General features: G+C 38.1%; 24 protein-coding genes and 1 riboswitch. Of the genes, 3 read left to right on the top strand and 21 right to left on the bottom strand.

Features of this window, described 5'->3' with window-relative positions:
- Positions 1–43 precede the first annotated feature (43 nt).
- The 5 genes from AC4IF5_RS02000 to AC4IF5_RS01980 form a co-directional block, all read right to left on the bottom strand.
- Positions 44–1,678, bottom strand: a complete 1,635-nt coding sequence (locus AC4IF5_RS02000) for a serine hydrolase domain-containing protein (RefSeq protein WP_490731182.1) — start codon at positions 1,676–1,678, stop codon at positions 44–46.
- A 4-nt stretch (positions 1,679–1,682) separates the two neighbouring features.
- Complete coding sequence (locus tag AC4IF5_RS01995; protein ID WP_490731180.1) at positions 1,683–2,264, bottom strand: YIP1 family protein; 582 nt, start codon at positions 2,262–2,264, stop codon at positions 1,683–1,685.
- Positions 2,265–2,275: 11 nt separating this feature from the next.
- The gene (locus AC4IF5_RS01990; RefSeq protein WP_490731178.1) at positions 2,276–2,548 is read right to left on the bottom strand and encodes a DUF2089 family protein; all 273 of its coding nucleotides are present in this window, start codon (positions 2,546–2,548) and stop codon (positions 2,276–2,278) included.
- Between the two features lie 320 nt (positions 2,549–2,868).
- Entirely contained in the window at positions 2,869–3,711 is an 843-nt protein-coding gene (locus AC4IF5_RS01985; RefSeq protein ID WP_490731176.1) for a prephenate dehydrogenase, read from the bottom strand.
- 189 nt (positions 3,712–3,900) lie between these two features.
- The gene (locus tag AC4IF5_RS01980; protein ID WP_490731175.1) at positions 3,901–4,389 is read right to left on the bottom strand and encodes a hypothetical protein; all 489 of its coding nucleotides are present in this window, start codon (positions 4,387–4,389) and stop codon (positions 3,901–3,903) included.
- 201 nt (positions 4,390–4,590) lie between these two features.
- On the opposite strand from AC4IF5_RS01980, the gene AC4IF5_RS01975 reads away from it, so the two are divergent.
- Positions 4,591–5,244 (top strand): hypothetical protein, encoded by a 654-nt coding sequence (locus AC4IF5_RS01975; RefSeq protein ID WP_490731173.1) that lies wholly within the window; start codon positions 4,591–4,593, stop codon positions 5,242–5,244.
- Between the two features lie 344 nt (positions 5,245–5,588).
- Here AC4IF5_RS01975 and AC4IF5_RS01970 read toward each other — a convergent pair whose 3' ends face one another.
- The 9 genes from AC4IF5_RS01970 to tsaE form a co-directional block, all read right to left on the bottom strand.
- The gene (locus AC4IF5_RS01970; RefSeq protein WP_490731171.1) at positions 5,589–6,110 is read right to left on the bottom strand and encodes a hypothetical protein; all 522 of its coding nucleotides are present in this window, start codon (positions 6,108–6,110) and stop codon (positions 5,589–5,591) included.
- A gap of 42 nt (positions 6,111–6,152) precedes the next feature.
- Positions 6,153–6,662 (bottom strand): hypothetical protein, encoded by a 510-nt coding sequence (locus AC4IF5_RS01965; RefSeq protein ID WP_490731169.1) that lies wholly within the window; start codon positions 6,660–6,662, stop codon positions 6,153–6,155.
- A 74-nt stretch (positions 6,663–6,736) separates the two neighbouring features.
- Entirely contained in the window at positions 6,737–9,013 is a 2,277-nt protein-coding gene (locus tag AC4IF5_RS01960) for a cation:proton antiporter (RefSeq protein WP_490731167.1), read from the bottom strand.
- Between the two features lie 96 nt (positions 9,014–9,109).
- On the bottom strand, positions 9,110–9,499 hold the full coding sequence (locus AC4IF5_RS01955) for a hypothetical protein (RefSeq protein WP_490731165.1): 390 nt from the start codon (positions 9,497–9,499) through the stop codon (positions 9,110–9,112).
- 108 nt (positions 9,500–9,607) lie between these two features.
- Positions 9,608–10,318 carry a LytR/AlgR family response regulator transcription factor gene (locus tag AC4IF5_RS01950; protein WP_490731163.1) on the bottom strand — a complete coding sequence of 237 codons (711 nt, stop codon included), beginning with the start codon at positions 10,316–10,318 and terminating at the stop codon, positions 9,608–9,610.
- A complete protein-coding gene (locus AC4IF5_RS01945) occupies positions 10,293–11,066 on the bottom strand; it encodes a histidine kinase (RefSeq protein WP_490731161.1) in 774 nt (257 codons plus the stop codon). Before AC4IF5_RS01945 ends, AC4IF5_RS01950 begins: the two co-directional genes overlap by 26 nt.
- 21 nt (positions 11,067–11,087) lie before the next feature.
- Positions 11,088–11,459: a hypothetical protein gene (locus AC4IF5_RS01940; RefSeq protein WP_490731159.1), complete on the bottom strand. Its 372-nt coding sequence runs from the start codon at positions 11,457–11,459 to the stop codon at positions 11,088–11,090.
- Entirely contained in the window at positions 11,459–12,649 is a 1,191-nt protein-coding gene (locus tag AC4IF5_RS01935) for an alanine dehydrogenase (RefSeq protein ID WP_490731158.1), read from the bottom strand. The genes AC4IF5_RS01940 and AC4IF5_RS01935 overlap by 1 nt, the downstream gene beginning before the upstream one ends.
- Positions 12,650–12,718: 69 nt before the next feature.
- Complete coding sequence (tsaE, locus tag AC4IF5_RS01930) at positions 12,719–13,126, bottom strand: tRNA (adenosine(37)-N6)-threonylcarbamoyltransferase complex ATPase subunit type 1 TsaE (protein WP_490731156.1); 408 nt, start codon at positions 13,124–13,126, stop codon at positions 12,719–12,721.
- A 98-nt stretch (positions 13,127–13,224) separates the two neighbouring features.
- Between tsaE and dnaG the strand changes: the two genes are divergently transcribed.
- A complete protein-coding gene (gene dnaG, locus AC4IF5_RS01925; protein ID WP_490731154.1) occupies positions 13,225–15,207 on the top strand; it encodes a DNA primase in 1,983 nt (660 codons plus the stop codon).
- Between the two features lie 112 nt (positions 15,208–15,319).
- Complete coding sequence (gene clpP / locus AC4IF5_RS01920) at positions 15,320–16,006, top strand: ATP-dependent Clp endopeptidase proteolytic subunit ClpP (RefSeq protein WP_490731152.1); 687 nt, start codon at positions 15,320–15,322, stop codon at positions 16,004–16,006.
- A gap of 111 nt (positions 16,007–16,117) precedes the next feature.
- Here the strand turns inward: clpP and AC4IF5_RS01915 are convergent, their stop codons facing one another.
- The 7 genes from AC4IF5_RS01915 to AC4IF5_RS01885 all read right to left on the bottom strand — a co-directional run bounded on the left by AC4IF5_RS01915 (position 16,118) and on the right by AC4IF5_RS01885 (position 22,809).
- Positions 16,118–17,230 (bottom strand): T9SS type A sorting domain-containing protein, encoded by a 1,113-nt coding sequence (locus AC4IF5_RS01915; protein ID WP_490731150.1) that lies wholly within the window; start codon positions 17,228–17,230, stop codon positions 16,118–16,120.
- Between the two features lie 70 nt (positions 17,231–17,300).
- Positions 17,301–17,493: riboswitch (cobalamin riboswitch) on the bottom strand.
- Positions 17,494–17,988: 495 nt separating this feature from the next.
- Positions 17,989–18,270, bottom strand: coding sequence for a hypothetical protein (locus tag AC4IF5_RS01910; RefSeq protein ID WP_490731148.1), 282 nt, complete (start codon positions 18,268–18,270; stop codon positions 17,989–17,991).
- A gap of 26 nt (positions 18,271–18,296) precedes the next feature.
- On the bottom strand, positions 18,297–19,055 hold the full coding sequence (gene tpiA / locus AC4IF5_RS01905) for a triose-phosphate isomerase (protein WP_490731146.1): 759 nt from the start codon (positions 19,053–19,055) through the stop codon (positions 18,297–18,299).
- 140 nt (positions 19,056–19,195) lie between these two features.
- Positions 19,196–19,573: a GxxExxY protein gene (locus AC4IF5_RS01900; protein ID WP_490731144.1), complete on the bottom strand. Its 378-nt coding sequence runs from the start codon at positions 19,571–19,573 to the stop codon at positions 19,196–19,198.
- Positions 19,574–19,616: 43 nt separating this feature from the next.
- Positions 19,617–21,743: a S9 family peptidase gene (locus tag AC4IF5_RS01895; protein WP_490731142.1), complete on the bottom strand. Its 2,127-nt coding sequence runs from the start codon at positions 21,741–21,743 to the stop codon at positions 19,617–19,619.
- Positions 21,744–21,770: 27 nt separating this feature from the next.
- Positions 21,771–22,121, bottom strand: coding sequence for a tellurite resistance TerB family protein (locus tag AC4IF5_RS01890; protein WP_490731141.1), 351 nt, complete (start codon positions 22,119–22,121; stop codon positions 21,771–21,773).
- Between the two features lie 7 nt (positions 22,122–22,128).
- Positions 22,129–22,809, bottom strand: a complete 681-nt coding sequence (locus AC4IF5_RS01885; RefSeq protein ID WP_490731139.1) for a DUF6058 family natural product biosynthesis protein — start codon at positions 22,807–22,809, stop codon at positions 22,129–22,131.
- Positions 22,810–22,816: the final 7 nt, after the last annotated feature.

Below are 22,816 nucleotides of genomic sequence, written 5' to 3'. Positions count from 1 at the left end.
CAACTGATAGTTACAATTGATTTCGAGCCATTAAGCTTTACTGTCATTTTTTATCAAACAGGTAAGTTCTTCCGCCCTGTGTAAGGGTAAGCTGATTCTTTTCCGGGATAAACATAAGCTTCAAACCCGCCTTGTCAAATGTAAACTGATCTTTCTCTGCAGGAGCCAGCATAAATTCAGCCTGATTAGTGCCCTGGGCATATAATGTTTCGTCTCTGACAAATACTTTTAATCCCAGATCAATATCTTTTGAAGTGTAATCACCGGTGTATTTTTCCAGTTCAGGTGCCGGAGCTTTAGCCTGACCAAACACCGGATATTTGTATTCCCTGTCATAGATTAAATTCAAAAGGGCCACAAAGAAGCTGTTATGATTAAAGTTTTCACCATTGATGGTCACTGCATAAGATAATTGATCTGTCGGCTCGAAACCTAACGTAGAGTGTGTCCCTGCCGTATCGCCTCCATGTCCGTAGCAGATGATGTTGTAAAATGGCATTTTCATGATTCCGGGACCAAAAAACTTTTCATTTTTATTGGAAATCATCATATTAAGAGTCTCTTTCTTTATGAACTGACCATTAAAGAGGGCATTAATGAAAATATTAAGATCTTCCGGAGTAGAAGTGATATCTCCCAATCCTATACAGTTCTGAAAGTTGAAATCCTGTATTTCACTCCATTTGTCATTTTTAAATCCATATGATTTAAAAACATTCTTCGGATTATTAAGTGCGGAGAAAGTATGGGGCATCGGGACCTTTGCCAGGATATTTTCCTTTAAGATCTGATGATAAGGTTTTCCTTCTGTCTTTTCCAGAATTCTGCTCAAAAGGAAGTAAGCTGAATTTGAATAGGTCATTTTTTCTCCCGGCTTAAAGCTTACTCCCTGCTTTTTGATCTTTGCCATAATAGCGGCATTACCTACAGATTTTTCAAAAAGCCAGTTGTTTTCTTTTTTTCCGACATAATCACCCAATCCGCTGGTATGGTTCAGCATATGGTGGATGGTTATCTTTTTGGCATTAGGCATGTCAGGATAGAATTTTGAAAGCGGATCGGTAAGGTTCAGTTTTCCTTTTTCCACGAGCTGCATAAGCATCACCGCCGTAATAAGCTTGCTGACAGAACCTACCTGATATCCTGTATTTTTATCATACACGGCATTAGGTAAAAGCTGTTGGCCGAAATCTTTATGATAAACCTCTGCTCCGTTTCTGAAAATGGAAATACTTCCTATCGCCTGATTATTTTGCGTCATGTACGCTAAAAAATCATCAATTTTCTGTGTGTTGATGGCTTTTCCGTTGAGGTAGGAAACATCAGAACCTTCAGGTTTAACATCCCTGTAGAGATTTAAAGTCATTGTTTTTCCATTTTGAAGTAAGCTTCCCTCAAAATGATCTGTCTTATAAATTCCTTTGTAGCCCGCTCTTATATTCTCTATATCAAAAGAGAGTTCATTGTGATCGAAACTGAGCTTATCTACGGGAATTTCCTTTGAACTTTGTTTGGGACTTATCAGAACAGCAGTGTAATCTTTTGACTTTTTTGATATCCTAACGATAACCGGAAGCTTCATGGACTGAGTGTCCAGTTCACCGTTCCAGGTGCCTTCAATTTGGGCATGACAAAGGTGTGCTAAAAAGATCAGCACTAAAAATAATTTGGTTTTCATGGTATTAAATGAGTTTAGAGATTAATATTTGGCAGATCAAAATAGAGATTAATGATACCACTGCAAAGAGCGTGATATGCTGCCATTTTTTGATGTTGGTCGCTGTTTTGAAGCCGTTGTAAAAGATGGCAATACTATATGTAAGAATGATGATACTGAACAAAGCCATCCCCACTATAATGAGAGTATCCGGTAAAGGAATAGAATCATCGGGATGCTTAGAATAACTGATCATTCTTTCTTTTGCTTCATGTATAAAAGGAATTTTTTCTGTACACTGTAAAACAATGAGCGGAAGTTGTGAAACCAGAACTGTGTTGACAATATCTATCATTCTGGTTTTATTATTTAATATTTTACCCAGCACAAAAAGAATAATGATCGCAAAAGTAAAGCTGACTAAGGTTGACAGGGCTATAGTCTGAAACGAAACCTGTTCCAGATTACTGATCTTATAGATGCTGTTGAAAGCTGTTCCGGTCCAGTATCCTGTAGCAATAGAAACGATTATAGTGAGAATTCCGACAATAAGAAGTAATTTCTCATCAAATCTTTCAAACGGATTAAAAATAGTTTTCCAGTTCATATCAATGAGATTTACAGATTAGCTTTCAGTTGTTCAACTTTGGTGATCAGGTCATCCATTTTGTTTCTCATAGTGGGGTAGGAAAGTCCGGCTTGTTTTGCCATTTCTTTGATACTTCCACTGGACAGGAAGAAGTTGAGCACAAAATCCTGCTCTTCACGGTTCAGCTTAAGAAGGACCGGAAGCTCATAATCGCCGCTTACTTCTGTTTTGCAGCTCGGGCATCTCATCTGGCTTACGTTAAGAGTATGGTCACAACTCGGGCAGACTATAGGTAGTTTCATGGATTATTTTTTTACAAATGTAATATTTTTTTAATAAAGTTAAAATATTTTTTAATTTTATTAAAATTTTATTTGTAAAAGTAAATAGATTAATGGTAACTGAGAGATAAATGATTTATGGGAAAAGAGGAATTGTATTAAAACGTTCCGTTAAATCTAACGGTTTGCCAACCTTCAAGGAAAGGTATATCTCCAACTGAAGTATTTGTGAGCATTGCAATACCTTTTGCAGGTATGAAAACAAAAACCGGAAGAAAAAGGGAGTCTGATCGTGACTTCCAACCTCTTTCTTCCGGCTTCCACCTGTTAAATAAGCCTTTTTACCTTAAAATTCCCCTGATCCTGTTGGCATTGGCAATCAGCTCTTCAAGGTATTCATAGTTTTCTTTTTCCAAAGCAGATTTGAATTTTCTGAGCTGGGTGATATGTTCATTCAAAACATCCAGAACATTTTCTTTGTTTTGTTTAAAGATAGGAACCCACATTTCAGGGTGGGATTTGGCGAGACGCACGGTGCTCGAGAAACCTGAACTGGCAAGCTGGAAAATGGTTTCCTCTTCCCGTTCCTTTTCCAATACGGTATTGGCAAGGGCATAAGAAGTAATGTGGGAGATATGGGAAATATAAGCCGTATGGATGTCATGGTCTTCTGCATTCATGTAGATCATGTGCATATCAAGAGCCTCAACGATCTTTTCGACTGTTTGCAGGGCATCTTCTGCAGATTCTTCTTTATTGCATATCACGCCCGCTTTTCCGGAGAAGCTGTCAGCAATGGCAGATTTCGGACCGCTGTTTTCCGTACCCCACATTGGGTGGAAAGCTACAAACCTTGATCGTTTCGGATGATCTTTTACGGCACCTACGATTCCTGCCTTTGTAGAACCGGCATCCATAACGGTCTGATGGTCTGATATAAGATCCAAAACTCCCGGCAATATTTTCCGGGCCGCATCTACCGGAATGGCAATGATGATCAGATCAGAATTTTTCACCCCCTGCTCAAGGTCGGCTCCTTCATCAATGATCTTCAGTGCTAATGCCTCGTTAATATGCTGCTGATCGTTATCAATACCGTAAATGAAGCTGGCGATTCCTTTTTCTCTTAATTTTAACGCTATCGAACCTCCGATCAATCCGGTTCCTATAATACCTATTTTCATCTTTTAATTTTTTTAAAATAAAAAACCCCGTCAAGGACGAGGTTTTAAGTTATGTTCATAAGAATCCCTATCCCAGATCTGAGGTAAAAATTCTATAATAATATGTTCCGTTGTTAAAATTCACAAAGCGAAGGTATAAAATTTTTTTTAAGTTGAAAAATTTTTATGATTTCTTGTTGATTCATTGTTTTAATCTGCACTGTGAATGATGGTTCTCTTTACATGTTCTCCCTGCTGTTCAAACTCTAATGTTGTCACTCCACCAGCGAACTGAAATTCGATCTCCACTTTGTTAGCAGAGACTTTATAATGGATGAAGTCTAATCCGTCCTGATTGATTTCCTTATCTACACTTTTTTTAGGTAATTCTGCCATCAGAAGTTCCGCTTTTTCCACTTCTTTTTCCCTGATGGTCTTCTGATAAACATCTTCCATTGTACTTTTCGGAAAGATACATTCCTGCTCACTTCCGTATTCAACCACCTTTTCCGTGCATTTTTTCAGGGTCGGAATTTCTTTGTTTTCGGATGTCGTCACTTCTGCTGTGGTAGCTTTTACGACTTGGCTGTCTTTTTCACGGGATTCATTTTCATGACCTACCTTTTCTGCCTGTTTTGAATCGTTTTTACAGCCTGTCAAAACTAGCAGTGTGAAAGCGATGAAGCTTATTTTTTTCATATAAAGGGTATTGTCTCTGTTCTGATACTATTTTTTCTAAGGTAAAATAATTATTTTTTAAAACAATATTATTAAGGTTTGTAATTGAAAAAACTATTTCAAAGGGATTCCAGTAGTACATCATTCATTGATCTGTACGGAAGTTGGTTATTTTTTTATAATTTTAAACTGCTTTAAAGATATTGTAAAAAGCGAAATGCTATGAAAAACAGTTATTGGTATGGGTTCATTATTTTGTTAACCTTCGTGAACTGGGGATATGCCGGAAGTCTCAGTGATGAATCTTCATATTATCCCGGTCTTGTAGCAAAAGATACGGCCAGAATCAAAGAAACCTTTAATGAGGAAGATATTGATGCGAATGAATATGTAAAGGACCGCTTGAGGCCTGTACAGGCCAATTTCAAGAGAATCAATTCCACCACGAAATGGTCTTCCATCAAAAAGAAAGATATTGAAGGAGAATCGGCAGAAGGAGGGGAGGCTGTATTTTACTATAAGAATAAACGTCTGGAAAAGATTATAGCAAGACACTATGGAGAAATGGGGCAGGTATTGACAGAATATTATCTGTTGAACGGTAGACTGTCTTTTGTTTTTGAAAAAGATTACCGGTACAACCGTCCCTTGTTCTACGATGAAAAAGCTATGAAGGAAAACAATGATACGGAAGCCTTTGATTTGGAAAAATCGGAAATTACAGAAACCCGGAATTATTTTGAAAAAGGAAACCTGATCCATATTGTGAACAGCCAGGACTGTGGTGCACCGTTTAGCGGTGATTATATGGCTCAGGAAGAGAAAAGTATACAGGAAGATTTTAAAAGACTGCTGAAACTTTCACAGGAGAAGTAAAGGAACACTGTTAAATTTCTGATTGGCAATCTCTTGAAGAATATGTGTTTTTGATTGTACTTTTAAAATAAGCCGAGGTGTTTGAAAGCTTCTGGTTTCAAATTTATATTCTCGCAGATTGAGATGATAACGCAGATTTTTAAACTAAGTATGACAAAGAAAATTGTAAATTTTCAAAAAACTTAAGTGTACTTTATATCATGCAAAGCTTATCACTTAAAAATAAACTTAAGTGTTTAAAAAACTTTTCTGACTTTCTTTGATTTTGCCCAATCTTTACTTTACGGTTGGAAATGAAGGACATATCAAGGGAGATTTCATTGCTTGACTACCAGACGATTGCATTATTTGGTCTCCCGGATAAGATTGAGCCGCTCTTCCACCTCTTTGATCTTATTGATCCAATAGCTGATCCCTTCCTGGTTGGTGACGGTTTCTTTAAACGCATTACGGCTAACGGCCCATAGGTGAGATCCGTTTTTCTGATATTCTATTTCACGTTCTCTTTTATTTTCCGGCTCTGTACGGTATCTCCAGAATACCAGTTCGTGCATATATTCTGAGCGGATCTTTTCCAGATAAGAGATGATGGCCTTGCGGTCCTGCGGAATATATCCGGGACCTGAGCAGCCACACGAATGGAAGGTGATCCCCACAGTATACAGATTCCGGATGTGAGTCCACTGCTTATGATCATTTTTTGCCGGAGACTCAAAATCCAGCCCCATATTGGCCATCAGATCTCCACATTCAGGACATTTGGCTTCCACAGAAGTGACAGCATCTCTGTCCACATCTTTCAGAACCCGGCGTTTGAATGTCTTCTGGCAGTTAAAACAAGCATAATGACGTTTGTAAACCATCATGGCATATCGGCACATATTACGATCTTATTCTTTGGTTATTAGTTATTTTATATTATTTTCCTCTTCATTAAAGCTGATTCCCATCAGGCTGCTGGCACTTCTGGGATCATAGACTGACCAGACATTTCCCCAGGGAAAGCTGAAGGACCAGTTTGGATATGGTGTTTTCTTTTTCCGGGTAGGAGAGGTTCCCAGAATGAGGGTCAGAAATGTATTGTTCCGGTTGAAAACCTGCATTTCCTTTTCCTCTGTCCATTCGTTCCAATCTTTGGCATCACTGCTTTCCCACGTATTCATATGGATGCTGTGCAGCCGATCCCCGAAGAAGCAGAGGTGAAGATACACCTGATATCCCTGTATTTCTTTGGTATTAAAATAATACCAGAAAAATCCGGTCTTGACATCCCACATATTGTGGTATTTTGCTTTATAAAGACCAGTCTGCTTCAGCTCTTCAAACGACATACCCTTATACAGGCTGGTATTGAAAGCTTCCAGCTCTATCGTTCCATTTTCACTGTTGATCAGCATATCCAAAAAAATTGAAGCCATAAATATACCCGTTTTTTCTTTACAGACAACGAGTAATATTTACAGCTTCAGGTAGAAATAGAAATATCGGTGTATTATGGATTTGAAATAATCAATGTGGAAGGGATATCAGACAACCACAAACTTTTGGTGTCTATCAGGCTCTTCCAGCTTTTGCTGCTGATGATCATCAGATCCTGGGAGTTCAGGAATTCTTTCTCAATCTTTTTTTCATTATATAATGTAATATGATTGGGGGCGACCTGTTCAATACTTCGGATCAGCTCTTTCACTTCAATATTGTTGCGGATCTGGCCTGCAGCATCCAGGATGATCACCTGAGAATTATTGTTGTTGATAAGCCTTTTAGCATATTCAAGCAGGTAAAAATCACTCAGATTGAAAATCGGGACAAATACCTTGTCTGCAGTCTTGAAATCTTTTTCCACCAATACGCCTACCGGGATATTGGTTTTGTCTAAGATCTGCAGGGTAAAATCGTCAAAAGGAGAGTTGTTGAAGATGTTTCCTTTACCTTTTACCGTATTCAGAAGCTTTTCCGGATTGATGATCTTGGTAGTGAACCCCAACAACCTTCCCAGTAAGCTTCCTTCATACATCGATTTTCCAAGCATGATCAGCAAAAGGTCATAATGCCCTTTATTGGTAATGCTGGTAAGATCGTTTTCGATATCGGTGGAGGCTTTGAACAGGGTAGCGACTTCCAGATTGAGCTCATGGGAAGTTTCAATGACATTTTGGAACTGAGATTCTTCATACTCATTGATATCATATGCGTGCATTTCATCCACCGGAGCGATATTCATTGCTGTGATGCTTTTATTACCGTTCATCTTATTGGTGAAATTGTGGGCAAGCTTTAGCAGCGTACTTCCGGATTCAGGTTTGTCAAAGGAAAGGAGAACCCGGTACTTGGAGTCATTTTCATAAACAGGTTCCTCCTCTTTTTTGGATTTAAAAATAAAATTAATAAAGTCTAGGGCCGGTCCCGTCATGAATGTGGTAAACAAAGCCATGATAACAAGCATTGCAAAGATTTCAGGGCCTAATACTCCAAGATCATATGCTATGTTCAGTACGATAAGTTCCATTAGCCCTCTTGTATTCATCAGGGCTCCGATCGTTAAACTTTCTTTCCAGTTGATCCCCACGAACTTGGCGGTCAGCGCGCTTCCTGCAAATTTTCCAAGAACAGCGGTTAAAATAATGAACCCTGCCGTCATCCAAAGATGGCTGTCATTCAATAGGCCGATTTGGGTACGAAGTCCTGTGAAAACAAAGAATAATGGGAGAAGCAGGACCAGCGCCACATCTTCTACCTTATCAATGAACAGGGTTCGGAATTTCGCGTTTTCCGGCATAATTGCTCCGGCCATGAAGGCTCCGAACAAAGCATGAATTCCAATAACCTCTGTCACATACGAAGATAAGATCAGCGTAAGGAAGAAAATAGCGACCATAGGTTTACTGATCGTATTTTTCCCGGCCTGAAGGTCTCCAATTCTTTTCAGGAAAGGTCTTACGATTTTAATCATTAAAAATACATAAGCAATGGCCATAATGATCACATATATGGAGCTTGTGAAAGAGCCTGCCTTTACAATAGCAATCACAGCAGCAAGGATGCACCACGCTGTAATATCATCTGCTGCGGCACAGGTAATAACAATGGTTCCCAATTTGGTCTTCTGAAGATTCCTTTCCTGTACAATTCTTGCCAATACGGGGAAAGCGGTAATACTCATGGAAATTGCTATAAATAAAGCGAATGAGGTAAACTGAATCCCATCAGGAGCAAATTCCTGATAAATAAAATAAGAAAGGCCAATACCCAGTGCAAAAGGAATAATAATGCTGGCATGGCTGATGACCACGGCATCGTGAGCTTTCTTTCTTAAAACACTCAGGTCCAGTTCCATCCCCACAATATACATGAAAAGAATAAGGCCTATCTGGCTTAGAAACTGTAAATTACCTAAAGATTCTTTTGGAAAAAGAAAAGCTGAAAATTCCGGGAAGTACATTCCTACAAGCGATGGTCCCAGTACAATACCGGCAATCATTTCTCCGATGACAGTAGGCTGTTTGATCTTCATACAGATCCATCCGAAAAGTCTTGCGGTCAGAATAATGGTGACAATCTGTGCCAGCAATAAGGCAAGTGGATGATGAAGATTGGCTTTAAAAGATTCCTGGAAGTTTTCCCAGGTAGAGCCATTGGTTGTTTTGGTAACAATATTTTCTTTGATTTCCAGCGTTTGCCCTTCTATGATAAAGTAGTACATCAGGCAGGAAAAGGCTGCTATCGTAGTAATGTAGAAAATTAAATTTCTGTATTTTCCCCAATTCATGATTCCAATATTTTTTGCAAAGTTGATAAGAATATACTTATGTTAAATACCCTTTTCATTAAAATGTAATGAATGTTTCAAAAAATGTAATAAAAATTATTTGAAAGAATATCCAAGCCCGATTCCCATTTTCCAGTTTCCGTTCTGTGTAGCGGTTTTGGTATTGTAGTAGACAGGGATCTGAAGGACCATTTTTTTATACACCATTGTGAGTCCGGCCCCCAGATTAGGTGTTATAGGGCTGTTTTTGGTCCCCGGAGAATTATCCTCTTTAATTCTCAGAGAAGGAAGCATTCCTACGATGAATTTAAACCCTTTATAGGTAGCATTCACGTTAGGCCCCGTAAAGTTGATGAAAGCTCCGTAATCTACATATCCGGCGACTGCGATTCCCTCAAAAAACGAGGCTTTAATTTTTGATGTGTTTTCCTGAGAAAAGCACAGTCCGGATAAGAGAACTCCCACTGCATAAAGAAAGTTTTTCATTATTAATCATTTAATCTGAAGCAAAAGTACGCTTGCCTGAGGCTTCAAAAAATGGGTATGTAATAAAGAGAAAGTTTTCTGTAACGAAACGGGAAATGTTTGAAAAGTCTATTTTCCGAACAGTTCCATCAGTGAATTTTTATAAGTCTCTCCAATCTGGAGCTTCAGGAAGTTTTCTCCTTCGGTATGGATAGAGGTGATGATTTCATTGGTGGTAAATACCTTGATAGAGGACAATGCGATGATCTCCTTTTTATTGATTTGTGCAAAATCTTTGGCAGGAAGCATCTCCAGAAGATTTTTGAAGTTGAGGTTTTTTAAAACAATTACCGTTCCGTCATTAAGGGTAATATCTTTGTCACGGCTGTCTATTTCTGATGTTTTGATGTAGACGATCTGCTCGGTAGGGATAATGGTTTTACCGATATTGGTATTCCATTCAATGAAGGTTTTTTTCTGAATGGTGCTGATCTGTTCCTGAGCCTTTTCAAAAGCCTGGATCAGGCGTTCTTTTTTGATAGGTTTTCTTACATAGTCTACAACATTCAGATCAAAAGCTTCGGCTGCATACTCTTTATAAGCGGTAGTGAAAATAATTTTTTTAGAACCGGAGATCAGTTCGGCTACCTGAAGGCCTGTCATTCCGGGCATTTCAATGTCCAGTATGCAAAGGTTGCAGTCGAGGGTATCAATTTCTTTCAGGAAGACCTTAGGATCATTGAATGCCTTTACCACTTCTACATCGTCGATCTGCTCGCACAGAAGCTTCAGATAGCTTATCGCCAGCAATTCATCATCCAGAATAACGCATTTTATCATAGAATTCTCCTAAATTAATTTTTAATTCCGCTGTAAATATTCCATTTTTTGAACTTCTTTCCAGCTGGTAGTAAGTACTGTAGATCATTTTAAGCCTTTGGTCGAAAGACTGGCTCCCGAAGCCGCTCTTTTCCTTTTCAAGGATATTTTTCAGAGAAGCCTTATTGCTGACCTTCATGGTGAAAATACCGTTTTCGAGCTCCATATAAATGGAAATAAAAGAATCCTGAGCCAGAAAATCGGTGTGCTTGAAAGCATTTTCAATGAGATCAACAGAGATCAACGGGGCAAATACCTTTTCCTCATACACAGAATCGGATTTATTGACCCTGGACTTGATCCTGAAATCGAAAAGGGGATTGATCTTGATCTTATTAATTTCAATAAGGCTCAGTACAAAGTTCAGCTCCTCTTTTGGACTTACGAATTTGTTGTTGCTTTCATATAAGATATAATCCAGAACATTGGCCAGCTTATCCAGTGACATATACGTCTGGTAAGCATGCGACTGAACAGAATTAAGAATATTTTTAAAAAGGTGAGGGTTCAGTTTCGTGCTGATATGCTCCAGACGGACTTCATTCAGACGCTGTTCGATGATCTTATTGGTTTCTGACAGTTTGATATTTCTCTGTTTCAGCTTCTGATGCTGGCTGAACAGGTAAATGCTTGTGGTCAGAAAAAAGAAAATGGCAAAAACTCCGATGAATATCAGATAGTCATGAATCATATAGTAATTGCCTCCCATATCGTAATCAGTTACAAAGAACTATTTGAGTTTCTTCAGACTGTTTAAAGTCACTGTTTCTTCACACTTTTCAAAAGTGATCTCGTAAGATGGATTTTTTTCAGGATAAGAGATCAGATAATCCGGACATGGCTTTTTTTGCGCATGGCTACGGTCAAAATCTACTTTCCCGTTGGTAATGATACTGTCTTTTACAAATTTTTCGTCTATTTTGTACGTATCCATTCCGGTTTTAAAACTTTCGGAATATTTGAATTCTTTGGAAAGAGTTTCAGCGATCACACGGCTGTTGGGTAGATAGCCGCTGCAGCTTGCCCCTTTTTTGTTCAAAATAAAAAATACAATCAAAAGCCCCGGTATGAAGCCTATCGCATAAAATTTCAGTTTTTTCATTAGAAAATTAAAAGATTGATATCGTGGTATGTAAGTCCGAAACGGTCACAGATGATCTTTTTGGTATGTCTTCCCTTGTACATATATAAGCTCTGCTTCATTTCGTTTTTGCGGATCAGCATATTTTCAAAACCGCCTTCTTCATCATAGTTCAGGATATAGGAAAGGAAGAAATTTGAAATGGCCTTGGTGGTGGTTCTTGGCATTCTGGAGGTAAGGTTCGGAAGTCCGCAGTGGATGACACCATGTTTGATAATATAAGGGTCTTCCATCGTGGTAAGTTCTGAAGTTTCAATCACTTTACCGTTGTCTATGGTGATATCGATGATGACACTGCCTTTTTTCATTTTCATGACCATATCTTCGGTCACGATAGGCGTCATATTTAATCTTGGAAGTGCTCCGATGACCACGTCTGCACGTCTTAAGCTCTTGCTGAGCTCCTTAGGATCAATAATAGAAGTGGGAACACGGCTGTCAACCATCGTGTGGAGCCTTCTTAATTTGGATAATGAGTTGTCGAAAACTTTTACGCTGGCTCCAAGTCCTATCGCTGCTTTTGTAGCAAATTCACCTACGATTCCGGCTCCCAGGATCACCACTTCAGCAGGTCTTACCCCTGTGATGCCCCCAAGCATTAAACCGTTTGATAAGGCTAATAATTCTGAAGCATATAAAATGGAAACGGTTCCTGCAATTTCACCAACTAATCTTACCAGCGCCAATTGCTTGTACTCATCCACGATGAATTCAAAAGCGATGGCATTAATTTTTTTCTCTGCAAGTTTTAAGAAATAGTCCTTATCCCTGAGATTGATCTGAAGCGCTGAAACCATGTAAGTATTTGGCTTCATATAATCTATTTCTTCTTCAGTAGGAGGGTTGACCTTTAAAATAAGATCCTGCCCGAAGGCTTCTTTAGGATCGTTCGTGATCTTTGCCCCTGACTCAGAATATTGTAAATCTGTAAAAAATGAACCCTGTCCGGCCCCTGATTCTATGATGATCTCATGACCGTGTTCTACCAGCACCTGTACGGCGTCAGGAGTAATGCAGGTTCTCCTTTCGTTGAGACAGGTTTCTTTAGGAATCCCAATACTGAACTGTTTCCCTTTTTTAATAACCTCCAATTTTTCCTCTTTCGGCATCAATTCTTCTTCTGTGAAAGGAGTAAAAATATTTGTGCTCATCCTTTAAATTAAATTATGTCTTACAGATTGTTATTTTACACTCAATTAATGAACAAAGATACATAATATTTAATCGAATGAAATTTCTCTGTTTTCATCCGTATTCACAATACTCATTGTGTGGTAGTTGAGCCCGTACAGCTCTTCTTCATACACTTCCGGCCATTCAATGATGCACAGAAAAGAATTATCCAGATATTCCTCAATCCCGATATCATATACTTCTTCAATGTTTTTCAGGCGGTAAAGATCAAAATGATATACCTTTCCTTTGGAAGTGCCGTATTCATTCACAATAGAATAAGTAGGGGAGCTGACCTCATCCTCACTGCCCAGATTTTTAAGTAAAAACTGAGTGAAAGTGGTTTTTCCGGCTCCTAGGTTTCCCTTTAATAAAAGGATATTGTGCTTTAATTCAGGAATGATGCTGTCAACAACTTCCTGCCAGTCTTTGATGGTATGTGTAGTGAATTGCATAGACTAATTTGTTTGCAAAAATAATCATAAAAACATGTCAAATATATAAGTATGCTATATATAATTGTAAGGTTTTTTTTAATGTGTATTTTTGCAATATGATTTCCAAGCAGACCATTGATAAAATATTTTCCACAATCCGGGTTGAAGAGATTGTAGGTGAATATGTGCAGTTGAAAAGGGCAGGGTCTAATTACAAAGGGCTCAGTCCGTTTCATGATGAGAAGACTCCGAGTTTTGTAGTATCTGCCAGCAAGCAGATCTGGAAGGATTTCTCTACCGGAAAAGGGGGGACAGCTATCTCTTTCCTGATGGAGATCGAGAATTTCACTTATCCTGAAGCGCTTCGTCATGCTGCCAAAAAATACGGAATTGAAGTCGAAGAAGACCATCGTGAAATTTCTGAAGAGGCAAAGCATGCCCAGACAGAAAAGGATCTTCTGTATAAAATTCATGAAGTTGCCAATACTTATTTCCAGGAAACACTCTGGGATGACCGGGAGGGGAAAAGTATAGGTCTTTCTTATTTTAAAGAAAGAGAACTTAAGGATGATATTATCAAAAAATTCCAGCTGGGATATTCTCCGGAAAAGAAGAATGCTTTTACGGCTTATGCGCTGGAGAAAGGGTATAACAAGGATATCCTTGAAAAATCCGGACTTTCCATCTTCCCGGAAAATACTCCCGGAGGAGTCGACCGGTTTCGTGAGAGGGTCATTTTCCCGATCCATAGTTTTTCAGGAAGGGTTTTAGGTTTTGGAGCCAGGATTCTGAAGAATAATGTTAAAACAGCAAAGTATCTCAACTCACCGGAAACGGAGATCTACCATAAATCCAATGTCCTTTATGGATTAAACCAAAGTAAGCAGGCTATTTCGAGAAAGAACGGCTGTCTTTTGGTAGAAGGGTATATGGATGTGATCTCACTTCATATGGCCGGAATAGAAAATGTGGTGGCAAGTTCCGGAACTTCTCTGACTACTGAGCAGATCAAGCTGATCAAAAGGCTTACGGAAAACGTAACCATTCTTTTCGACGGAGATAATGCCGGCATCAAAGCCAGTTTCCGAAGCATTGATATGCTGCTGACAGAGGGAATGAATATCCGTGTCCTGCTTTTCCCGGATGGAGATGACCCGGATTCTTTTGCCAGAAAACATCCACAGGAATATGTTGAAAAATACATCGAAAATGAAGCGATGGATTTCATCGACTTCAAGGCAGAAATCCTGTTGAGAGATGTTGGAAATGATCCTATCAAAAAGGCTGAAGCGATACGGGATATTGTAAAATCGGTTTCCTTTGTGCAGAATGCTCTGAAAAGAGAAGTCTATCTGAAGGAAGTTTCCAATAAATTCGGGCTTTCTGAGCAGAGTCTTTTCAATGAGCTGGATGTTCAGAAGCAGATTACCCAGAACCAGACGCATCATGTTCAGCAGCAAAAAGAAAAAGCTGCACCAAAGATGGAGATCGTTCCTTTGGACAAGGAAAAAGAAGATCCATTCCTCTTCGATTTACTGTTTATGGAGAATAAACTGGTAGATCATATGCTGATGTTCGGCGATATCGTTCTGAAACGCAGAAATGAAAAGAATGAGGAATACCAGATCACGGTCATTGAAGAGATCCTGCACCATTTTGAAGAGGAGCAGTATACATTTTTAGTTAAAGAAAATGAGATCATTATCAATCAGGTGAGGGAGGGGATTCAGAAAGATGAGCTCAGAAGTGGAAACTTTTTTGTATCTTTTATGGATGAAGAGATCACAACGAAGGTGGTAGACGCCCTGATCCCTATGGATGAGCTTGAAAACTGGGCTTCCAGAAATATTTACCCGCCGAATTATGGTGATAAGGTGGCAGATCAGATCAAAGGGGATGTTTTATTGCATAAATACCGGTATATTGATTATCTGATCACGGAAACGGCAAAGGAGCTCGACCAGTACAGCAATACCGATGAAATGAAGTATTATGAACTGATCAAAAAGATCACTTTGCTGAAGCAGGCCTCGATACGGCTAAGCAATATTATCGAATATTCACCGATCAAAGGGATCTATGCGGATCGAAAGAGATAGTTTAAAGACAAATATTTTTGTATTCTGTGACAAAAAGTCCTATAAAATTTTAGGAATAAATATTGTAATTTAAACTTTGAAAATTTTTGTTAAAATAATACATAATAGAAATATGGACATTAAAAAGGAATTCAGAGATTTCTCTGTAAAACATTTAGGAAACAACGGTCTGGTTACCGATCAGTATATGGGAATGTATGGCCCGACGAATCTTACTCCATACATCATGGAAGAAAGAAGATTGAACGTTGCTCAGATGGACGTTTTCTCCCGTCTGATGATGGACAGAATTATCTTCCTGGGAACAGGAATTGATGATCAGGTAGCGAACATCGTTACGGCGCAGCTTTTATTCCTTGAAAGTGCAGATCCTTCAAAAGATATTCAGATCTATATCAATTCGCCTGGTGGTAGTGTGTATGCCGGATTAGGTATTTACGACACAATGCAGATCATCAAGCCTGATGTAGCAACAATCTGTACAGGTATGGCTGCTTCAATGGGAGCGGTGTTATTGGTTGCCGGAGAAAAAGGAAAACGTTCCGCGCTTAAGCATTCAAGAGTAATGATTCACCAGCCTTCAGGAGGAGCGCAAGGGGTTGCTTCTGATATGGAGATCAACTTGAGAGAGATGTTAAAATTAAAGCAGGAGCTTTATGAAATCATCGGTCACCATTCAGGACAGACTTACGAGTGGGTTGAAAAATCTTCTGACAGAGACTACTGGATGACTTCTGAAGAAGCCAAAGGCTATGGAATGGTAGATGAGGTTTTACAGAGAGCCGCAGATAAAAAATAATTGATCATAAAATCATAGTAAAAACGCATCCAATGGATGCGTTTTTTGTTTTGCCACTAATCTGCGGATTTTTAGATTTTAATAAAAAAACGCCTTAAAAAGGCGCTATTACTATTTTTTCACGATCTTATGTATCGTTGAATGATCAGATGTTTTAATCTCAATGAAATAACCTCCTGAGCTTAAAGGCTGAATATTGATCTTAGTTTCCCGGGATGTCATTACTTTCTGACCTGAAGCGGAATAGATATTTACCTCTTTAACTTTCCCAGGGGTGTCGATCTGAATGAAATCACTTGCAGGGTTAGGATAAATACCAACTACTTTTCTATTAACATTAGCAACTCCCAGTGTGGCATTCGAAGCTTCTGTTGGAGTAAAAGGTCTTCTCTGTCCAAAGCTTAATCCTAACCAATCATTATTACCCAATTGAATCTGGGAAAGATCGGCTTTATTCTGCCAGCTTGATAGATCTTTTCCTTTGTATAATTTCCAGCTGTCAGGTCCGGAAGTATTGCCGGTGAAACTGTTCAGCGACAGTGTGGAAATCTGGTTATTAGCTGAGGTAAAATTAAAATACGAAGCCTGTGACTGAATGAGCTGTAAAGCCTGCTCAGCTGTTAATACCCCGTTATATTGTATTCCAAACACAAAAGAATTACCATTGCCGTTAGCATTATCTGTTCCGAAATCAATAACGACAAGGCTTTTATTAGCTCCGGCTCCGATCCAGTTGGTTATCTGAGATGAAGTATACCATTGGGAACTGTAGGCAGGAACAGGTATGGATGGAGGAATGTCCATATCATCCAAACCATATTTGATACCAAACCATAACCCATCTGTTAAATCAACATAACCTGCGCCATTATTGTTATTAGACATATTTTCCGCATCTGATCCGATCCAGGGTATCCAGGAATCATCGGTGCTTGGAGTATGGTGGTTGTATTTGAAGCTGTATAGAAATCCTGATAAAATATCCGCTTCCATTTTAGGTTCTGCTGATATAATAGCATTCATCATATCTTCCGCCTTTAAATTGTCAGCATCAAAGCGATATCCCCATGCATAAGATTTAGGAGTATTGCTGTCATTAAAGTCGGCAATGAAATAAGCCTTCTTAGAACCGGTTCCTACCCAGAATTTAATGTCGCTTTCTGTAAATTGGGCCGACAGGAACTGCATTACAAGCAGTAAGAAAAAGAAATAGATTTTCCTCATGATATATTTAAATTAAAGTTTTATTCCCGAAACTCAGTTGCAGGTAAAGCATAAAGCCTTTATTCCTGAAATTAAAAATGCATTCAAGGCAGGTCTCCTGGCTCACATCCTATAGCAGACCTTCCCGGATTTGCAATCCAGTGGTATGTAAAGCTACAGGTGAAACAGTTTACAGTTGCGGGTACAGCTCAAGAATTGAATAGTATATTCTCACTTGATTCCCTATTAATGAACAGCGTTCAACCTTAAATCGCCGCAAATATATCATATAAATTTTTGATGTTTATTTTGTGAATTATACAGCTGTTTTCCGTTATTATGCTATTCGGTATATCCACCGGGGAATGTTTTTTTCAAATTAATAAAGAATCTGTGCCTGTATTTTTATTTTCGGATCGTAATGAGGAATACTGATGTTTATATTTAATTCACTTTACAGGTTGTATTGTTAAAGTACAATTGTCATTGTATTTAAGATCAGTTTATAATCAATGTATACTTTCGCAGCCATAAAAGAAAATATGAAAAAGTATTATTATTTGTTTTGGTGCTGGCGCATTGACATCATGTAAAGATGATACAGGTAATAAATAACCATGACAGAAATGGAAACCCTAAAGCGAAGATCTTGCCTAAAACAGGTAAGGCAGATAAAGGAACGATGTACGTAGTCGATATTCAGTAATTCAATAATTAGATTTTTTTAAAGGAAACGGCGGAATCGAAGATTCCGCCGTTTTTTATTTTTATAATATTTTTTAGCTAGCTTCTCTCTTTTTAAAGAAAATTCTATAAATTAAAAACGTTTGTATTAAAACGTTGCCTATAAATATTAATACTGTTTGATAAGTCGGAATGGCAGCATAAAAAGGCAGTGATTTATTAAATAAAATTGCCGGAGAACTTACCAGGGCCTTTATCAAAAGTAAAGGATAATTTAAAAAAACAGGTTTTAAACCAATTAAAAACTGATCATAAATACAGACATAAATTATATCAAATAAAAGAATTCCAAAGAATATTAAAATAATTTTTTTCATGTCTATACAATTAAGATTCTTTTATTTTAATTAAAAGCCTCAATAATTTTAGAGAAATCTTCCAGCTTTAAAGCTGCTCCTCCGATAAGACCTCCGTCGATATCAGGCTGAGAGAAGATCTCTTTTGCATTATCAGGTTTTACAGAACCTCCGTAAAGAATAGAAACCTCATCAGCAACTTCCTGTCCGTATTTGGAAGCAATGATATTTCTGATGTGAGCGTGGATTTCCTGAGCCTGTTCCGGTGTTGCTGTTTCTCCGGTTCCGATAGCCCAAACCGGTTCGTAAGCGATCACTACCTTTTTGATCTCATCAGCAGAAAGTGTGAAAAGTGCCACTTCAGTCTGATTCTTTACCACTTCAAGATGTTGTCCTGCCTTTCTCTGCTCAAGCGTTTCTCCGTTACAGTAGATAGGCGTAAGACCTTTATCCAAAGCCAATTTGATCTTTCTGTTGCAGTGAGAATCTGTTTCTCCGTGGTATTGTCTTCTTTCAGAGTGACCGATCAGTGACCCGTTTGCATCGATAGATTCCAGCATATCCGCAGAGATCTCACCTGTGTAAGCACCACTTTCATGCTCGCTCATATCCTGAGAAAAGACCCCGATTTCATCCTTTTCAAAGATATCCTTTGCCATCATCAGATACAACGATGGTGGAGCGATCCAAACCTCACAGTTGGTAGCATTATTGTTTTTATAGCTTAGTAACTGAATCATTAATTGTTGTGCATCAATTACATTTTTGTTCATTTTCCAGTTGCCTGCAACTATTTTTCTTCTCATAAGATTTATAATATTGATTGATTTATTTTTTATTTTTCTGATTAAGCTCGCTTACATCTGCGTTATCTGCAAAATCTGCGAGCTTTATTTTCTATCTCTCGCTGATTGGTTTGATTTCGCAGATTAACATCATTACATATTTATAGGTTGTTTACAACTCTTTTTATATTATCTAAAATACTGGAAGTATTGAAATTAATCAGCAATCCCAGTTTTTTATCAGCTAATTTTAAATAAGTATATAATTGTTTATAATGAATATTATCTAGTTCTTTCACTGATTTCAGTTCTAAAATAACCTTATCTTCTACTAAGATGTCAATTTTAAAATTAATATCAAATTTTTTGTGGTCATAATAAACAGGAAGTATAACTTCAGATTTAACACACAGTCCATTTTCTTCTAATTCATAGATTAGAATTTTTTGATATACAGATTCAAGTAAACCAGGTCCTAACTGATTATAAACATTGAAAACACACTTTCGTACAATATATGAGATTTCATTTTCTGTCATCAAATATGAATCTGCGTTATCTGCAAAATCTGCGAGAACCTTATTATTTACTAATTCCTTCCAATTTGAACATGAACGCATACACCAGTGCAAGATCCTTCAGGTAATCAAATCTTCCTGAAGCCCCTCCATGACCGTATTCCATGTCAGTTTTTAATAATAAAACATTCTTATCTGTTTTCATATCTCTCAGTTTTGCCACCCATTTGGCTGGTTCAAAATACTGTACCTGAGAATCATGAAGACCTGTTGTTACCAATAGATTGGGATAGTTCTTCTTTTCTATATTTTCATAGGGAGAATAAGATTTCATATAGAAATAAGCCTCTTTATTGTTTGGATTTCCCCATTCGTCATATTCATTGGTCGTTAAAGGAATGCTTGTATCAAGCATGGTATTGACTACATCTACGAAAGGAACCTGAGAGATCACTCCATTCCAGAGACCTGGGCTCATGTTAGCTATGGCTCCCATCAGTAATCCGCCCGCGCTTCCGCCCTGAGCATACAGATGTTTCGGAGAGGTATATTTTTCTTTCACAAGATATTCTCCGGCATCGATGAAATCGGTAAATGTGTTTTTCTTTTTCATCATTTTACCGTCTTCATACCATTGTCTTCCCATTTCCTGTCCGCCACGGATGTGAGCGATAGCGTAGGCAAAACCTCTGTCCAGAAGGCTCAGCCTGTTACTGTTGAATGTCGCATCCATAGAACTTCCGTAAGAACCGTATGCATACAGCAGTAAAGGACTGTTGCCATCTCTTTTAAAGCCTTTTTTATAAACAATAGAGATCGGGATTTTAGTCCCGTCTTTTGCTGTGGCAAAAAGTCTTTCCGTAGTATAATTGTCTTTATTGTAGCCACCTAACACTTCCTGCTGTTTCAGCAATGTTCTTTTTCCGGTTTTCAGATCCTGCTCATATTGAGAACTCGGAGTAATCATGGAAGTGTATCCGAAACGGAAATTATCCGTATTATACTCAGGATTTCCTGATGAATAGACGGTATAAGCCGGCTCATCAAATTTTAAAAACTCTTTTTTTCCGGTCTTTCGGTCGTAGATCACCAATTGGGAAAGCCCGTTTTGCCTTTCACTGAATACAAGATAATTTTTAAAGGCACTGATCCCTTGCATCAGGACATCTTTCCTGTGCGGAATAAAGTCTTTCCAGTTTTCAATACCTGTCTTATCCAAAGGTGTTTCCACTACCTTGAAATTAAGAGCATCCTTATTGGTTGTAATTAAAAACTTATCTTCCAGGGAGGTGACATCATACAGAACATCTTTTATTCTCGGCTGGAAAACTTTAAACGTTCCGTTAGGATCATTAGCATCCAGATATCTTGTCTCAGACGAAGTCGTTGCCCGGGACTCGATCATAATAAACTTATTATTCTTCGATTTCCCTACGCCGATATAATTGGTTTTATCTTTCTCTTCATACACCAGAACATCTTTAGCAGGATCTGTACCTAAGGTATGCCTGAAGATCTTTTCCGTTAAAAGAGTTTCCGGATTTTTTGAAGTATAGAAAATCGTTTTGTTATCATTGGCCCATGTTGCAGAACCCGTTGTATTTTTAATCCCGAGATCGGTCGTTTTTCCGGTCGAAAGGTCTTTTAAAAATAATTTATACTGTCTTCTGGACACATCATCCACCCCGTAGATCATTTTCATATTATCCGGGCTGATGTTGAAGCCTGATGCTGCATAATAAGAATGTCCTTCCGCCAGCTGGTCTACATCCAGAAGAATTTCTTCAGGAGCGGTAAGGCTGCCTTTTTTTCTGCAGTATTTGAAGTATTGTTTTCCGGTTTCTGTCCGGCTGTAATAATAATATCCGTCCTTAAAAACAGGTACCGACTCATCCTTTTCCTTGATTCTGGCTTTCATCTCCTGGAACAGCTTTTCCCTGAAAGGTTCAGTATCTTTCATCATACCTTCCCAGTAAGTGTTTTCAGCCTTTAAATAATCAACGACCTTTGTAGAATCTTTTCCTTTTTTAAAATAATCGATCATCCAGTAATAAGGGTCATTTACCTTATCACCATGTATTTCTCTGATATGTTCCTGTTTGTCTGCAACAGGTGCCTTCAGGTTCGGAAACTGCTGAGACTGAAATGTTGATGCACTCATTACTAATAATCCTAAATAAATTTTTTTCATGGTATTTTTTTGATTTTGGATTGATGTCTATGATAGTCCCCACAGATTTTTAAGAAGTACATAAAATGTATGCTCCTCATCCGTTACTTTATGATCTGCTTTGATCAGTGATTTGGCAAACTGTGCAAATTTTACGCGCTCTTCCTCCGTAGAGTCTTCATGGAAGCATCTTGCATGAAATTCAAAGTGGTCTTTCCATTCTTCAGGCTGTAGAAGCGCAAGGGTTTCCAGCTCATTGTCAAGGTTCATTCTGAACGGAAATTCTTCCGCCAGGTATTGCTGTACAAGCATTCCTTCTTCAGGAGCAAATTCCCCGTCTACAGAAGAAAGGATCATTAATAAGTGGTAACCGGCAATTGATTTATTTGACTTTTGCATAATTGTTTTAATATTTCTTTACTAAATAATCTAAACTGTTGTTTTCTAAAATTTTATCAAGGTATTTACCTCTGCTGCTGGAAGCTCTTTGATATGGAGCAAATATCTCTGCAACTTCGTTGAATTCTTTATTCAGCTCTATTAATTCTTCAATTTCGTCCGTACTAAGAGTCTTTTGAGAAAATCGGGTATTGAATTGTACTAGCTTTCTTACTGCAATTTCCTTTTTTACAATTTCTTCTTCTGTAGAATGTAGTGTGCAGATTCCATAGATTCCGTCACAATAAGCAGCCCACTCACTTTCAAAGATTTCATGAAGTCTTTCCTGATCCGGCAGATCATTGTCGAAGATATTATGATAAGCAAAATCCTTATCAGGATGTTTCATTAAATGTTGAATGAAATTTTTCTTGAATTCTGCTTTATATTGTTGGGAATCATTCAGTTCTTTATTCTTTTCAATGAGTGAAATACAGCTTTTACTAAAGTATTTTTCTGTAATCTCACTCTGAAACTCATCATTAAGAGGAGAAGTGATTTTTATACTACGGCTGACAACATAAGAAGCCTGGGGAATCAATTGATTTTGAATCAGCTTTGCCAGCTCGTTTTTTGTGATACCGGCTATATTGCATAGCTTTTCTTCTGTAATGTAATTCTCATTAATATAATCGAAATTTTGTTCCATAGTTTTA

The organism is Chryseobacterium sp. UF-290, assembly GCF_058245615.1.
This window is presented reverse-complemented; position numbering and strand designations above follow the sequence as displayed.